Raw genomic sequence first — 15,822 nt, 5'->3', positions numbered from 1 at the left:
CTGCCCTTGGGCTCTGGCGGGGACTAGGGTCCCCTGTACCCCCGCGGGCCTCCGCCCGCACCGCCGGGGCCCGTCGCAGACCCCGTTCTGGGGCCGGCCCCTCGTACCCCGCTCCAAAAACCGCCGGAGGGGCTGAAAATCAGCCCCTCCGGCGTTCGAGTACGCGGTCGCAAGACCCCACAGCGGGATCTGGGAGTGCGGCTCCCAGTGACGGGAACGGCAAGGGCGGCGGGGGCGAACAGACCTCTGCTCGCCCCCGCCGCCCCGTGCTCTTACCGCAACGCGCTCCGCACCAGCCGCGCGGCCCGCCGCATCCGCGGACCCGCGACCCGCCGGACCACCGGACCGACCTTCGCCGTGACGCCCACCGGTCGCCACCGCACCTGCAGGCGTCCCGCCCCGCGCCCCTCCGGCTCCACGGTCACCTCGTGCGGCAGCGTGCCCACCTGGGTGGCCGTCAGTGCCGGGAACGTCAGCGGAGCCAGCAGCACGCCCGTGTTGAACAGGCCCTGGTTCTCCAGGCGCAGCATCGGATGGCGGATGCCCTGGAATCCCTGGACCGGCAGCTGCGCCGCCGCCAGGTCGACCCGCACCCGGCCCTCGAAGACACCGGGCCGCACCGGGTCCAGGCGGAACGCCGTCACCAGGCGGCGCCGCCCCGGCGCGACCACGATGCTCGCCCGCTGCGGGCCCACGGGGAGCCGCAGCCCCGGATCGTAGGTGCGGATCGACAGGTTCACCGACGCGCCCGGGCCCGGCTCCACCGAGGTGATCTCGTGCCGGAACAGCGCGCTCGGGAACGGCCGGTACTCCAACTCCAAGTCCGAGACGTCCAGTTCCCGACGCGCCCATGACGACGCCGGCACCTGGGAACCCCAGTACACGGCCCCCGAGTCGTCCGTGGACGTCGTCCGGGGAGCCACGCCGTGGCCCAGCCCCCGCGCCGCCTCCTGCGCCTCCGTCAGCCGCCGGTCGCGGATGAGCTGGAGCACCACCCGCTCCACACGCGGCAGCCGGGCGTAGGCGTCGGCGGCGAGCCCCTCCAGATACGGGGTCACGATGTCCGCGAAACCGGCCAGCCACTCCTCGTCGCGGTAGGGCAGGTCACCGGCGTACATCCGGAAGTCGTGCTTGAGGAACTTGTAGTCCTTGTGCTCGCGCAGCCCCTCGTGCCCGCTCTCCTTCAGGAACTCGTCGATCAGCGTCTGCACGTAGATGCGGTCGCTGACGTTCGACAGCTTGTGCCGCTGGTTGGAGATCGACGCCGCCTCGGCCGCCACGAACGGCGCTATGTACCAGCGGTACACCGGCTCCGGGATGATCGTGAAGGACCGGGCCAGACAGTACGCCTGCGCCGAGAACAGCTGGTCCTCGTAGTGGATCCCCTCGGGGAAGCGCAGCTGGTGCCGGTCCAGGAACTCCCGCCGGTACATCTTGCTCGTCGACAGGTGCTCGAAGAGCAGTTCGGGCTCGGAGTCGATGCCCTCCACCGTGCGCCGCTCGGCGACGAGGTGCGCCATCCAGGTCGAGCGCCGTCCGGTGTCGACACGGACCCGCTCCACCGCGCCCATCGCGAAGTCGACTTCCCGCTCGCGGTGTGCCGCCAGCAGCAACTCGACCGCGTTCTCGGGCAGTTCGTCGTCGCTGTCGAGGAACATCAGATACGGCCCTCGGGCGATCTCCAGCGCCCGGTTGCGCGGTGCGCTGCACCCGCCGCTGTTCTCCGGCAGGCGCAGATAACGCACCCGCTCGTCCTGGGCGGCCAGCCGCCGCGCCACCGACGGCGTGTCGTCCGTCGAGTGGTCGTCGCTGATGATCACCTCGATGTTGGTGTGCGTCTGCCGCAGCAGCGACGCCACCGCACGCGGAAGGCGCTCCGCGTCGTTGTAGACGATGACCGTGATCGTCACATCGGGGGTCGGGGTCTCGGCGGTCACGGCCGTCGTCACGCGTTCGCCTCCTCAGGAGTCGGGGCCGGGGTGCGTTCGTCCACGGGGATCACCGGCGGCAGCGACTCCTCGCTCTCGCCCAGGAACACCCGGCGCACCACCCGTTCCGCGGCCCGCCCGTCGTCGAACTCGCAGAACCGGCGCCGGAAGGCGGTCAGCGACTTCCGCGCGGCCTCGTCCCGCCACGCCTCCGTCTCGAACACGGCCGCCAGTTGCTCCTGGGTGCGCGCCACCTGGCCCGGGGCCTCCGCCATCAGGTCGAAGTAGACGCCGCGGGTCTTCGCGTACGTCTCCCAGTCGTCGGCGTAGATCACGATCGGACGGTTGAGGTTGGCGTAGTCGAACATGATGGACGAGTAGTCCGTGACCAGCGCGTCCGCCGCCAGGCACAGGTCCTCGACGGGGTCGTACGACGACACGTCGATCACCCGTCCCGAGCGGCGCAGGCCGGTCAGCGGGGAGGCCGCGCCGCCGTAGAAGTAGTGGCCGCGGACCAGCAGGACCGTGTCCTCGCCGAGCCGGTCGGCGAGGGAGGCGAGGTCGAGGCGCGGGGTCCACCCGGCCTCGTAGTCGCGGTGGGTGGGCGCGTACAGGATGGCCCGGCGGCCCGGGGCGATGCCCAGGCGTTCGCGGATCGCGCGGATGTCCTCGGCCGTCGCCGAGTAGAAGACGTCATTGCGCGGATAGCCGTAGTCCAGCTTCGTGTACCGCGACGGGTACGCACGCTCCCACATCCGAGTGGAGTGGCTGTTGGACGAGAGGCTGTAGTCCCACTTGTCGATACGGGCCAGCAGCGCGTCGAAGTCGAGCCCCTTGGATGCGGCCGGGAAGTCCAGCTGGTCCAGGCCCATGCGCTTGAGCGGGGTGCCGTGATGGGTCTGGAGGTGGATCGCGTCCGGGCGCTTGACCACCGGGTTCGGGAAGTTGACGTTGTTCACCAGGTACTTGGCACGTGCCATCACGTCCCAGTAGCGGCGGGTGCCCGCGATGATGTGGTCGGTGCCCGGCGGCAGCAGCGCCGCCTTGGCGCGGGCGACCACCCACACCTGGTGGATGTGCGGGGCGAGCTCGGTGAGCTTCGCGGCGATCGCGGCCGGGTTGCAGGCCACGCCCCGGTCCCAGTACGCCGAGAAGACGGCCAGGTCGGGGTCGACGGGCTCGCTCAGGGCGCGCCGGTAGCGGTGGTCGCGCAGTTTCGCCCCCACCTCGCGCTTGCCGGTGGACACCACCGACTTCACGTCGCGCCGCTTCTGGTTGGCCGCCTGGAAGGCGCGGTAACGGGTGTACTCGTTCTTTTCCAGGAGCGAGCGGCGGATGCCCTCGAAACCGCCCGGGCGCTGGTGGTGCTCAGGCCGCCAGTGCACGGCGGCCCGGGACGCGCGGGCGAAGAACTCCCGTGCGACCTGCTCCGGCATCCTGCTGCGGGCGAACGTGCGCAGCAGGTCGCGGACCATGACGTCGTACAGCACCGCGCGCGGTCCCTGGGGCGCGCCCTGGTCGGCCAGGATGCGGTGCAGCCGCTCATAGCGCTCTATCACGGCGTACCGCTGGCCGGCGGTCACCGGCGGCAGGCTCTCCTCGCGCAGTTCCCTGATCTCGTACGCGACGTGGTCGAGGGCGGCGATCCGGTCCGCGTGCAGGAGCACGGCGAGCGCGGTGTACGCCTCGTCGTCACGGAAGTCATCGTCTGCGATGTCTGCGATGTCCTGGTTTCGCCAGAAATCAGCCCGTACCACGCGAATGCCGAGCACGGGAGTGAGCCGCAGCAGTTGCGGGAAGTCGGCGAGCGGGACGCCGCGGCGGCTCGCCCGGGCCAGGAACCGGTGGTCCTCGCTGGGTGCCCCGGAGGTCTGCCAGGTCGAGCGGAGGTGGTCCACGACCAGGACGTCCGCGGAGTCCCCGAGCTCCGCGACGCGGTCCGCGACCGTGCGCACGGCGCCCACGGGCAGCCCGTCCTTGGCGTGCACGAAGTGCAGCCAGCGGCCGGTGGCCCGCTCGGCGCCCGCGGCCCGGGCCGCGCCGTCGCTCGTGCCCTCGGGCAGCGGCAGCACCACCATTCGGGGGTCGTCCGCGGCACGCCGCTCGGCCTCCTGCCGGGCCCAGTCGCCGACGGCCGCGATCACCACCTCGGCCTCGGCGAAAGGCTGGGTCGTGAGGGCGTCGAGAAGCTCGCCCAGGTGGCCTTGGGTCTCGGGGCCGTGAACGATCACGCTCAGCCCTGGTTGCACGTGGTCTCCCTGCTCTTCAGTCGCCCACGGCGGCACTGCTGCTGATGAACAACATGAATAAGGCGTATACGAGATAGTAAGAGACACGTACGAGAGGGGAACAACCGCTCTCGTCCCGCGTCTCGGTGAAGGAAAATGCTACTTCGCTCCTGCGGGTGCCTTCTTCTGGGCGCTCGCCTGCCCGGTGGCGCTCCCGCTCCTGGCCTTGTCGGCACCGCCCGTGAACGCCTCGTAGGCCTCGAGGACCTCCTCGGTCGGGCCGTCCATGCGGAGTACACCGCGCTCCAGCCACAGCACCCGGTCACAGGTGTCCCGGATGGACTTGTTGTTGTGACTGACCAGGAAGACGGTACCCGCCTGCTCGCGCAGCTCGCGGATGCGTTCCTCGGACCGCTGCTGGAACGACCGGTCGCCGGTGGCGAGCGCCTCGTCGATCAGCAGCACGTCGTGGTCCTTGGCGGCGGCGATGGAGAAGCGCAGACGGGCGGCCATGCCGGAGGAGTACGTCCGCATGGGGAGTGTGATGAAGTCGCCCTTCTCGTTGATGCCGGAGAAGTCGACGATGCCCTGGTAACGCTCCTTGATCTGCTCCCGGGACATGCCCATGGCAAGACCGCCCAGGTAGACGTTGCGCTCGCCGGTCAGGTCGTTCATCAGGGCCGCGTTGACACCGAGGAGGGACGGCTGACCGTTGGTGTAGATTTTGCCGTTCTCCACGGGGAGCAGGCCGGCGATGGCCTTCAGCAGCGTGGATTTGCCTGAGCCGTTGGTTCCGATCAGCCCGATGGCTTCGCCCTTGTACGCGGTGAAGGACACGTTCTTCACCGCGTGCACCCGGCGCACGCCGGCCGCCTTCTCCGCCTGCTTGCGGCGCAGGATGCGGTTGAGCGCCGCGGTCGCCGAGCCACGGCCCGCGCCGGTGCCGTTGACGCGGTAGACGATGTCGACGCCGTCACAGATGACGGTGGGGACCGGCTCGTCCTTCCGGCCGTCGTTCAGCCCGTCGTTCACAAGATCAGCCACGGCCGTACGTCTCCTCAGCCTTCCAGAAGTAGATGAAGCCGCCGACGCCGGCGAGCAGGGCCCAGCCCGTCGCGTACGCCCACACGTGGGGCGGGAGCTGGTGCGCCTTGAAGCTGTCGATCAGGGCGAAGCGCATGAGGTCGATGTAGACGGCCGCGGGGTTCGACTCCAGCAGCAGCTTCGCCCAGTGGGGCATGCCGCTGTGCTTCAGCGTCTTGCCGATGCTCCACATGACGCCCGAGACGTACATCCAGGTGCGCAGGATGAACGGCATCAGCTGAGCGATGTCCGGCGTCTTGGCGCCCATCCGGGCCACGATCATCGACACACCGGCGTTGAACACGAACTGCAGGAGCAGGACCGGGACCGCGAGGACCCAGGAGGCGGCCACCGGCACCCCGAAGCACAGGAGGATCACGACCAGGGCGGCCATCGAGAACAGCAGCTGCTGGAGCTGCTGGAGCGCGAAGGAGATCGGCAGCGCGGCCCGCGGGAAGTGCAGGGCCCGGACCAGGCCGAGGTTGCCGCAGATCGCCCGGGTGCCCGCCATGATCGAGCTCTGCGTGAACGTCCAGACGAACACACCCGTCACCAGGAACGGGATGTAGTCCGGCACGCCTTTGCTGGTGCCCAGCAGGATGCCGAAGATGAAGTAGTAGACCGCGGCGTTCAGCAGCGGGTTCGCGACCTGCCAGATCTGGCCGAGCTTCGCCTCGCTGTACTGGGCGGTGAGCTTGGCGGTGGCGAAGGCCGTGATGAAGTGCCGGCGCGCCCATAGCTGGCGGACGTACTCCGGCACGGAGGGGCGGGCACCGCTGACCGCGAGGCCGTACCGGGCGGCGAGCTGTGCCGGGGTCTCGGCCGGCTCGGCGGCCGTGGGAGGCGGTGTGTGGAGGACCTGGCTCACATCCGCTGCTTTCGCTCGAGGGTCGGTTGCGCAACCGGTACCGAGTGTTCCGCCGCCTTGTCCCCTCTGGTACCGCTGCCCTGCGTTTCTCACGTTTCTTGCCGGCGTCTTGCTCGGCTGTAGGGCTCTTGTACTGCTCTTGGGGGTTTGGACTACTGCCCTTTACGTCGGAACGGGACCGTATCGTCGCCACGCGAGAGTAAGCCGATTCGACGTCGGAACGCAACCGTTTCGTCGTCACGCCCTATGCTGGTCCGCATGACGACGAACGCCGACACTCCCCAGGTGAAACGGCGCCGCAGGGCGCCCGCGGGCGCGGCCGTCCTCCGTGAGGACGTGACGGAAGCCATTCGCGCGGCGGTCTTCGAGGAGCTGGCGGCCGTCGGCTACGCCCGGATGTCCATCGAGGGCATCGCGCGCCGGGCCGGTGTCGGCAAGACGGCGGTGTACCGCCGGTGGCGCTCGAAACTGCACCTGGTCCTCGACCTGGTCTCGGCGATCGCCGTCCAGGGCCTGCCGGCCCCCGACACCGGGTCACTCGAAGGAGACCTCCGTCTCCTCTACGAGGTCACCTCCCGAGCCCTGCGCCACCCGGTGGCCGGCCAGATCATCCCGGACCTCCAGGCGGAGGCGGCCCGCAACCCCGACATCGCGGAGGCCATGCAGAAGGCGCTGCGCGAGGGCCAGGACAGCGTGGCGAGCGGCATCGTCGCGGCGGCGGTCGCCCGCGGCGAGATCGGCGCGGCGATCGACACGGACCTGGCCCTGGACCTGATCTCGGGCCCGCTGTACTGGCGAGCGGTGGTGGTCCGGGGACCGAAGCTGCCGAAGGGGTATCTGGCGGGGCTGGCCCGGGCCACGGCGGGGGCGCTCAGGGCCTTGTGAGCCCGGCGGTGACCGTCGGGGCCCCGCGCCGGGCCGCCGACAGCGCCACCGCGCCTCACCGAGACGGCGGTCGTCCGCCCATCGGCCCCGGGAGTCGCTCGGCGAACCCGGCCCGAAAGGCGGCGAAGAGGGCGAGCAAACGAGCGCCTTGGCCATGAAATGACTCTTGGTTCGGCATACCAGGTGTGTGCGGGGGCGTCTTCCCTGCTAACGTCCGGGTGCCGCCCCCACCCCCCGCTGGTTGGCCGAGCCATGGCCAGAACAGGATGTGACGGTCTTTTGAATCGCAAGCAGCGAAGACACCGCCGGTCAAGGACGCGGGTCGTGATGGCTGCCGGAGGTGTGCTCGCCCTGGTCGCGGTGGGAATCGCGGCCGTGGCGCAGGCCGGCCAGCCCGGTGGTTCGCCGTCGACGGCGGTCGCCCCCACTGCCCTGCAGGACGAGTTCGCCTCGGCGGCACGGGAGTTCCACGTGCCGCAGAGCGTGCTGATGGCGGTGGCGTATCAGCAGAGCCGCTGGGACACCCACGCGGGCCGGCCGAGCATGACCGGCAATTACAACGTGATGGGCCTCACACAGGTGGCCTCGACGGACGTGCCCAAGGAGTCGGTCGGCGACCGCATGCGGGAGTTGAACCTGCGGGGTGAGGACGGCCGGCGGCCCTTCCATCCCTCGAAGCAGGTGCTGGCCGACGTGGGCGCCGTGCAGACGGACGCGCCCGCACTGCACACGCTCGACCGGGCGGCCAAGCTCATCGGCGCATCGACGACGTCACTGCGCACGGACATGAGGCAGAGCGTGCGCGCAGGTGCGGCGCTGCTGGCCGAGTACGAGCGCGCGGCGACCGGCGGCCTGCCGGCCGACCCGGCGCAGTGGTACGCGGCGGTGGAACGTTACAGTCAGTCGCCGGACGGCCGGGGCGCGGCGCAGTTCGCGCAGCGCGTCTACGCCCACATGCGTTCGGGGATCAGCCGTGTGACCGCCGACGGCCAGCGGGTGACGCTCGAGGCGCAGCCCGGGCTGAAGCCGCAGGCGAGCACGGCCGCCTACTCGACCACCGGCAGCACGCACACCGGCTACGCCACCGCGACGGACGCGAGCTACACCACCGCGACGGCGGCGACCGCGACCACCACCCCGGCCCCGGAGTGCCCGTCCGGCCTGACGTGCAACTACGCGCCCGCCGCGTACAAGCAGACCAGTTCCACGGACAAGACGCAGTACGGGAACTACGACATCGCCGACCGGCCCTCGGACGGCGACGCGATCAACTACATCGTCATCCACGACACCGAGGGCCAGTACGCCTCGGCACTCAGCCAGTTCCAGGACCCGACCGCCGGCGCCAGCGCCCACTACCTGATCCGCTCCTCGGACGGGCTGGTCACGCAGATGGTGGCCAACAAGGACGTCGCCTGGCACGCGGGCAACTGGTACATGAACCAGCACGCCATCGGCATCGAGCACGAGGGCTTCGCGCTCCAGGGCGGGAGCTGGTACACCGAGTCGGAGTACGAGTCGTCCGCCGCGCTGGTGAAGTACCTCGCGGGCAAGTACGGCATCCCGCTCGACCGCGAACACATCATCGGCCACGACGACATCACGGGCCCGCTGGACGCCTACGTCTCCGGCATGCACTGGGACCCGGGCACGTACTGGGACTGGAACCACTACATGTCCCTGCTCGGCGTGCCGAACAGCAACCCTGCCGGGTCGCCGCTCGTCGCCGGCGAGGTGGTGCGGATCGCGCCGCCGTTCGACTCGTCGTACGAGCCGCCCGTCAGCGGTCAGTCGGCGCAGCCCGCCGACTTCGTGTACCTGCGCACCTCGCCGTCCGACAGCGCGTCGCTGATCACGAACCCGTACTTCTCCTCCGGGACCACCGCCGCATCCGACTGGAGCGACAAGGCGGTCGCCGGTCAGGACTTCGTGGTGGCCGACCAGCAGGGTGACTGGACGGCGATCTGGTATGGCGGCGCCAAGGCGTGGTTCTACAACCCGCACGGCGCGTACACCGTTCCGGTCTCCGACACCTCGGCGGTCACGGTGGTCACCGCCCGCGACGGGGCCGACTCCATCCCGGTCTACGGCCGCGCCTACCCGGAGGCGAGCGCGTACCCGAGCGGTCTCACCCCGCAGCCGGTGACGCCGCTCACCAAGTACTCGATCCCGGCCGGGCAGTCGTACGTCGCCAACGCGAAGGAGACGTCGGACTACTACCGCTCGACGACGTTCGACGGCAGTGCCCAGTACGACCGAACCGTGATCAGCGGCACCACCACCTACTACCCGATCCGGTACAACCACCGTCTCGCGTACCTGAGTTCGGCGGATGTGAAGGTGGTCTCCGCGGTGCCCGGGCCGGCGGCCTCGACACGGCAGAACCTCCTCGCCCGCGACTCGTCGGGCAACCTGTGGCAGTACCAGGGCACGGGCGTGGCGTCGTCGCCGTTCCTGTCGCGGTACAAGGTCGGCTATGGCTGGGGCGGCTACAACGCCATGACGCCGATGTCGGTCTTCCACGCCGACGGCACCGGTGACATGGTCGCCCGCGACGGCTCCGGCAACCTCTGGTACTACCAGGGCAGTGGCAACCCGTCGGCACCCTTCAAGGCGCGTGTGAAGGCAGGCTATGGCTGGGGCGGCTACACCATGCTCGGCATGGGGGACCTGACCGGTGACGGCAAGCCGGACCTGCTCGCCCGCGACTCCTCCGGGAACCTGTACGTCTATCCCGGTACGGGCAGCACCACCTCTCCCTTCGGTCCGCGCATCAATGCGGGCTACGGCTGGGGCGGTTACACCATGGTCAACTCCGGCGACCTCACGGGTGACGGCAAGCCGGACCTGCTCGCCCGCGACTCCTCCGGGAACCTGTACATCTACCCCGGTACGGGGAGCACCACCTCGCCCTTCGGCCCGCGCACGAAGGTCGGCTACGGCTGGGGCGGCTACATGATGGTCGGCCCCGGTGACGTGACCGGCGACGGCAAGCCCGACCTCGTCGCCCGGGACTCCTCCGGGAACGCGTACCTCTACCCGGGTACCGGCAGCCCGACGTCGCCGTACGGCTCGCGAAGCAGCATCGCCACGGGGTGGGACATCTACGACCCCATCATCTGACCGGTATCGGCACCGGCACGCCGACCCCCGTCCGAACTGGTTCACCGCCAGGGCGGACGGGGGTCGGTCGTGTGTGGGGCCGCCCTGGGTGAGCAGGGCTCCGGGCCCGGTCCCGCTGCTACGGGGCGCAGCCCCGCAGGATGAACGCGACCAGGTCGTCCAGGCCCTGGGCGCGCACCTCCGGCGGCAGGTGATCGCTCGCCGCGAGTGAGGCGTAGCCGTGCAGGGTGGAGAAGACCCCGATGCCCACGCTCTCCAGGGAGCCGTCGCGCACCTCGCCGCGGCGCTGGGCCTCGGCGATCAGGTTCTCCATCTGCGCGATCCACCGCTGCGACGCGGCACCGAGCTCCTCGGAGGCTTCGGGGGTGTGCTTGATCGCGTACATCAGGTCCAGCAACGCGGCATTGGCGGTGGCGAATTCCACGTAGGCATGGGCCCCGGCCCGCAGCCGCTCGGCGAACGACGCGCCCGTTCCCTCCAGGGCCGCCGTCATCGTCTGGGCGAGCCGGTGGAAACCGGTCAGCGCCAGGGCGTCCAGCAGTGCCTGCTTGTCCTTGAAGTGGCGGCTCGGTGCGGCGTGGCTCACGCCCAGGTCGCGCGCGAGTTCGCGGAGGGACAGCGCGGCCGGTCCCCTCTCCCGGAGGGTCTCCTCCGCCCGGGTGAGCAGCGCGGCGCGGAGGTCTCCGTGGTGGTAGCGACGGCGAGTGTGCATACCGGTCAGTGTATCGGCGAAGTGGCCGACGCCTACATTGTTGTCATTGACAGCATTGTTGTCGGCGCCTACTTTGAAGGCATGCCCAAGACACAGCAGAAGTGGAATGCCGACGACATCACCGACCAGACCGGCCGCACCGTCGTCATCACCGGCGCCAACAGCGGCATCGGCCTCGCCGCCGTCGAAGCCCTCGCCCGGGCAGGCGCCCATGTGGTGCTCGCCGTACGCGATCCCCGGCGCGGTGAGGCGGCCGCCGCCGGCGTGCGCGGCGCGAAGGGCCGCCTCGAGGTGCGCCGCCTCGACCTGGCCGATCTCGCCTCCGTACGGGAGTTCGCCGGCGGGTGGCGGGGCGACATCGACGTCCTCGTCAACAACGCCGGTGTCATGAACGTCCCCGAGGGCACCACCAAGGACGGCTTCGAGACCCAGTTCGGCACCAACCACATGGGCCACTTCGCCCTGACGAACCTGCTGCTGCCGCATGTGACGGATCGCGTGGTCACCGTGTCATCCGGTATGCACCGGTATCCCGGGGCGCGCATCCACTTCGAGAACCTGAACCTGACCGGCGCGTACTCCCCGATGGCCGCCTACGCCCAGTCCAAGCTGGCCAACCTGCTGTTCACCCTGGAGCTGCAGCGCCGCCTGACCGAGGCGGGCTCCCGGGTGCGGGCGCTGGCCGCGCACCCGGGCTGGGCGGCGACCAACCTCCAGGGTCATGACGCGAGCGCCCTGCGCCGGATCGGGATGCAGGCCGGCAACCGCCTGTTCGCCCAGGACCAGAAGGCGGGCGCGCTGCCCACCCTGTACGCCGCGACCCAGGACCTGCCCGGCGCGAGCTACGTCGGCCCCGACGGCCTGGGCGAGATGCGCGGCGCACCCACCCTGGTCGGCCGCTCGAACGCGGCCAGTGACCCGGAGGCGGCCCGCCGCCTGTGGGCGGTGTCCGAGGAACTGACGGGCGTCGCGTTCCCCGGACTCCCCGCACTCTCGCGGAGCGCGACGGGCTGAGCGTCCTACCGTCGCGCCGCCTCGCGAGGCCCGGGCGTCCTACCGCCGCGCCGCCTCCGGATGCCTGCGCACCCAGCCCTCCCACGCCGAGGTGATCATGTCCTCCACGTCGCGCTTGGCCGTCCAGCCCAGTTCCCGGGCGATACGGTCGGCCGAGGCGACGACCCGGGCCGGGTCGCCGGGGCGGCGCGGGGTGACCGTCGGCGGGATGTCGTAGCCGGTGATCGCGTTGATGCGGTCGATCATCTCGCGGACCGACACGCCCTCCCCGCGGCCGATGTTGACGGTGAGGTCCGTGCCGGGGGAGGCCTGGAGCGCGCGGGCGGCCGCGACGTGGGCCTCCGCCAGGTCGGTCACATGGATGTAGTCGCGGATGCAGGTGCCGTCGGGCGTGGCGTAGTCGTCGCCGAAGATGCGCGGTGCCGCGTTCTCGGTCAGCTTCTCGAACACCATCGGGATCAGGTTGAAGACGCCGAGGTCCGCCAGTTCGGGGCTCGCCGCGCCCGCGACATTGAAGTAGCGCAGGGACGCCGTGGACAGGCCGGTCGCCCTTCCCGTCGCCCGGACCAGCCACTCGCCGGCCAGCTTGGTCTCGCCGTACGGCGACATCGGGACGCAGGGCGTCTCCTCCGTGACCAGGTCCACGTCCGGCATGCCGTACACGGCGGCGGACGAGGAGAACACGAAGGACGGAACCTCACACTCCGTCACCGCCTCCAGCAGGACGCGCAGCCCCTCCACGTTCTCCCGGTAGTAGTGCAGCGGCAGCTCCACCGACTCGCCCACCTGCTTCTTCGCCGCCAGGTGCACGACTCCCGTCACCGAGTGCTCCGCCAGCGTGCGGCGCAGCAGGTCGCCGTCCAGGGTGGAGCCCTCCACCAGCGGTACCTGCGCGGGCACGCGCTCGGCGATGCCCGTGGAAAGGTCGTCGTACACCACGGCGCGCTCGCCCGCCTCGGTCATCGCACGGACGACGTGCGCCCCGATGTAACCGGCACCGCCGGTGATCAGCCAGGTCATGATGCGGCCGTCTCCTTGCTCGTTGGCCTGTCGTGTTCTTGCTGCCACTTCAGTGAAGCAGGTGGAGTTCTCCTGCCGTCGTCCACCTGTCGTCGGTCACCTCGAGCGAAGCAGGCGCCGGAGCCTGCGCCGGGCGACCGATGTCACTCCTCGTGCCCCTGACGCCACCCTCAGCGCCAACGCCCCCGAGTGTGTCGCGTACGGCTGCACCAGCAGCACGCCGTGCCTCAGGCTCGGCACCGCCTGGCGGCGCAGCAGGCCGGCGCCCGCGACGGCGTGCGGCGCGGTCTCGCGGCTTGTTCCGTCGTCGAAGCGGAGCGTCAGCTTCAGGTCCCAGGTTCCGGCCCGGAGGGCCGCCAGGTCCACGGATGTCTCGGCCGTCCAGCCGGCGGAGTCCGGGTCCTTCCGGAGCGTGGCCGTGGTGGACAGCCCCACCCGCTTCTCGTCCTCCCGGAGCACGAACTCCACGTCCACCCGGGCCGGACGCGCGTTCTCCACCCGCCCGTACAGCTCGTGCAGGCGCAGCAGCAGCCGGCCGGCACGCGCGCCGGGGCGTAGTTCCGCGTCGACGGCGACCGGCAGGTGCTCCATGGGGCGGTGCAGCAGGTGCTCGAGCCGGACCTGCGCGAGGTCGTCCGACCAGACGGGACTGCCGTCCGCCGTCCTCGCGTACGGCGGGGTCAGCCGCGCCGGACGGGCCGCGAGCTCCTTCAGCCGGTGCAGGTCGCGGGGCTGCTCGGAGGCGAGCACCACCTGGGCGACGACCCGCCCCGGCACGGACGCCTGCGCGAAGTCGGCCGCCTCGAACTCCTCGAGGTACGCGCGCGTGAGCCGCCACCACTCCTTGCGGTACTCCTCGTCGCGCAACGGCAGCTCCCGCGTGTACATGCGCAAGCCCCGGTCCAGGAAGGTGGTGCGGACCGCCCGCGCCAGGTGTTTCTCGCCGGCGCCCAGCAGGATCTCGTACGACTGCCGGGTCGCCTCCATGCGCGCCTTCCAGTTCTCGATGTCGGCGCGGGCGAGGGAGATGGACAGGCGCTGGGCGGAGCGGCGCACATGCCAGATGTACACGGTGTCGGGGATCACTGCGATGCTCGGGCCGGCGGCCAGCACGCGCGCGCTGAAGACGAAGTCCTCGTAAGGGAAGCGGCCGTCGGGGAAGCGGATGCCGTGCTCACGCAGGAAGTCGGTGCGGTACAGCTTGTTGACGCACAGCGTGTCCTGGGCCAGGCCGGGGCGCCGGGAGGGGTGGGAGACCACCGCGGCCCGCTCGTAGAGCTCCGGCTGCCAGGACACCTCGCGGCCCGAGGGCAGCTCGCGGCGCACACACAGGCCGGCGGCGAGCTGGGTGCCGTGCGCGACGGCCGCCATGAGCAGCGCGTCGACCGCGCCCGGCGGCAGCACGTCGTCGCTGTCGAGGAACATCACGTACGGGGCGGTCGCCGCCTCGATGCCGTCGTTGCGCGGGGTTCCGCAGCCGCCGCTGTTGGTGGTCCGGCTGATCACCCTGACCCGCGGCTCCTCGGCCGCCAGGGCACGCAGCAGCTCCACGCTGCCGTCCGACGAGCAGTCGTCGACCGCGATCACTTCGCGGACGACCCCGCCCTGCGCGAGGGCCGAACGGACCGCGTCTGTCACATGGGCGGCGTCGTCGTATCCGATGACGACGACGCTGACCTGTGCATCCTGAGGGAGACCCATCGCTTCCACGAGCCGAGAATACGGGCAGCCGGCAATGATCTGTTAAGCGGCCCTTAACCGGCTGTGGGGGAGAAGGCGGGAACCCGGTCCTTCCCTGCGAGGGCATCTGAACTCTCTCGCTGCGGCACCGCGCGCCCGGAGCGCCACAGGCGGACGAACGACATGACGGCCGCGGTGGTCAGCAGTCCGTTGCGGGCCAGCATGAGCAGACAGCCCGCCCAGGTGGAGTTGATCACCTCCCCGTAGCAGGCGGGGTACACCACGGCGCTGATCGCGGTCGCCGCCAGGATGAGCCGGGCCACCGGGCGCTGAGTGGTGTGCCGTGTGGTCAGGCAGACGGCACAGAGCCCGACCAGCCAGATCATGTACTGGGGGCTGATCACCCGGCTCGTCACGGTGAACAGCAGCACGGCCGTCAGCGCCGCGTCGTACGGGGTCGCCGGCGTCCAGCGGCGGGCGCGCAGCCGCCACAGCAGCAGCAGCGCGAAGGCGACCGCGGTCAGCGCGAGCGAGCAGTCGGCGACCGTGCGCACGTGCGGGCCGACGAACTCCACGGCGCCGTACTGGTAGCGGGTGGTGCCCGACCAGCCGGCCCGGCGCGCCAGCATCAGCACCGTGCCGCCCAGCGACTCGATCTGCACGCCCCGGCCGCCCTGCTGGCGCAGGAAGTCGAACGGGTTGCGGAACAGGACCGCGACCACGGCGAGCAGCGTCACCACGGTGACGGCCGCCGTCGTCCACGCCTGGCGGGTGCCGCGGCCTCGCGGCGTGCCGAGGAGCGCCAGCGCCGGCCACACCTTCACCAGGGCGCCGAGGGCCGCGAACCCGCCGCTCAGGCGGGCGGAGCGCCCCACCATGAGCAGTGAGACGACGGCGAAGGCGGTGACCTGGATGTCGTACCGGACGAGTGGGATGTGCCACAGCAGCGGCAGACCGGCGATCCACAGCGCCGCGCCCCGCAGCGAGCGGCCCCGGCGGGTGCCCGCGTACGCGAGGACGAGCGTGATCAGGGCGTCCGTGAACAGGGTGATGACCACGAACGCCTGAAAGTACGTCAGCCCCGGCAGCAGTGCGGGCGACAGGAGCACCGCGCCGGCGCCCGGGGGGTACTGCCACAGGTGGTCGCCGGAGGGGAAGGCGCCGTGCCGGAGGATGCCGTACCAGTGGAAGTAGAGGTTCCAGACCTCCTTCGCGACCCCGCCCCGGCCGAGCAGCGCGTACTGGTCGTGGGCGAGCAGCCAGAGCATCAGGGCACGGGTG

Annotated in this window: 11 protein-coding genes; 3 read left to right on the top strand and 8 right to left on the bottom strand. The window is 70.8% G+C overall.

Annotated features, from left to right (window positions below; translation table 11 throughout):
- Positions 1–272 precede the first annotated feature (272 nt).
- The 4 genes from C3488_RS19530 to C3488_RS19515 form a co-directional block, all read right to left on the bottom strand.
- Positions 273–1,949 carry a glycosyltransferase family 2 protein gene (locus tag C3488_RS19530; protein ID WP_103841119.1) on the bottom strand — a complete coding sequence of 559 codons (1,677 nt, stop codon included), beginning with the start codon at positions 1,947–1,949 and terminating at the stop codon, positions 273–275.
- On the bottom strand, positions 1,946–4,177 hold the full coding sequence (locus C3488_RS19525; protein WP_103841117.1) for a CDP-glycerol glycerophosphotransferase family protein: 2,232 nt from the start codon (positions 4,175–4,177) through the stop codon (positions 1,946–1,948). Before C3488_RS19525 ends, C3488_RS19530 begins: the two co-directional genes overlap by 4 nt.
- 138 nt (positions 4,178–4,315) lie before the next feature.
- Complete coding sequence (locus tag C3488_RS19520) at positions 4,316–5,200, bottom strand: ABC transporter ATP-binding protein (RefSeq protein WP_258053511.1); 885 nt, start codon at positions 5,198–5,200, stop codon at positions 4,316–4,318.
- A complete protein-coding gene (locus tag C3488_RS19515; RefSeq protein ID WP_103841115.1) occupies positions 5,193–6,107 on the bottom strand; it encodes an ABC transporter permease in 915 nt (304 codons plus the stop codon). The genes C3488_RS19520 and C3488_RS19515 overlap by 8 nt, the downstream gene beginning before the upstream one ends.
- A gap of 258 nt (positions 6,108–6,365) precedes the next feature.
- Here C3488_RS19515 and C3488_RS19510 point away from each other — a divergent pair, with 258 nt between their 5' ends.
- Positions 6,366–6,992, top strand: coding sequence for a TetR/AcrR family transcriptional regulator (locus C3488_RS19510; protein WP_103841160.1), 627 nt, complete (start codon positions 6,366–6,368; stop codon positions 6,990–6,992).
- A gap of 327 nt (positions 6,993–7,319) precedes the next feature.
- On the top strand, positions 7,320–10,115 hold the full coding sequence (locus C3488_RS19505; protein WP_103841114.1) for an N-acetylmuramoyl-L-alanine amidase: 2,796 nt from the start codon (positions 7,320–7,322) through the stop codon (positions 10,113–10,115).
- Positions 10,116–10,233: 118 nt separating this feature from the next.
- On the opposite strand, the gene C3488_RS19500 is transcribed toward C3488_RS19505, so the two are convergent.
- Positions 10,234–10,827: a TetR/AcrR family transcriptional regulator gene (locus tag C3488_RS19500; protein ID WP_103841112.1), complete on the bottom strand. Its 594-nt coding sequence runs from the start codon at positions 10,825–10,827 to the stop codon at positions 10,234–10,236.
- Between the two features lie 81 nt (positions 10,828–10,908).
- On the opposite strand from C3488_RS19500, the gene C3488_RS19495 reads away from it, so the two are divergent.
- Positions 10,909–11,841, top strand: a complete 933-nt coding sequence (locus tag C3488_RS19495; RefSeq protein WP_103841110.1) for an oxidoreductase — start codon at positions 10,909–10,911, stop codon at positions 11,839–11,841.
- A gap of 39 nt (positions 11,842–11,880) precedes the next feature.
- On the opposite strand, the gene galE is transcribed toward C3488_RS19495, so the two are convergent.
- From galE to C3488_RS19480, 3 genes are all read right to left on the bottom strand, one after another.
- Positions 11,881–12,861: a UDP-glucose 4-epimerase GalE gene (gene galE, locus C3488_RS19490; protein ID WP_103841108.1), complete on the bottom strand. Its 981-nt coding sequence runs from the start codon at positions 12,859–12,861 to the stop codon at positions 11,881–11,883.
- 96 nt (positions 12,862–12,957) lie between these two features.
- Entirely contained in the window at positions 12,958–14,562 is a 1,605-nt protein-coding gene (locus C3488_RS19485; protein ID WP_103841106.1) for a glycosyltransferase family A protein, read from the bottom strand.
- 53 nt (positions 14,563–14,615) lie between these two features.
- The gene (locus tag C3488_RS19480) at positions 14,616–15,809 is read right to left on the bottom strand and encodes a glycosyltransferase family 87 protein (protein WP_258053514.1); all 1,194 of its coding nucleotides are present in this window, start codon (positions 15,807–15,809) and stop codon (positions 14,616–14,618) included.
- Positions 15,810–15,822: the final 13 nt, after the last annotated feature.

The sequence above is a fragment of the Streptomyces sp. Ru72 genome (assembly GCF_002920635.1).
Classification (GTDB): domain Bacteria; phylum Actinomycetota; class Actinomycetes; order Streptomycetales; family Streptomycetaceae; genus Streptomyces.
Note: the sequence above shows the minus strand (reverse complement) of the source record. Positions and strands in the feature narration are given on the sequence as shown.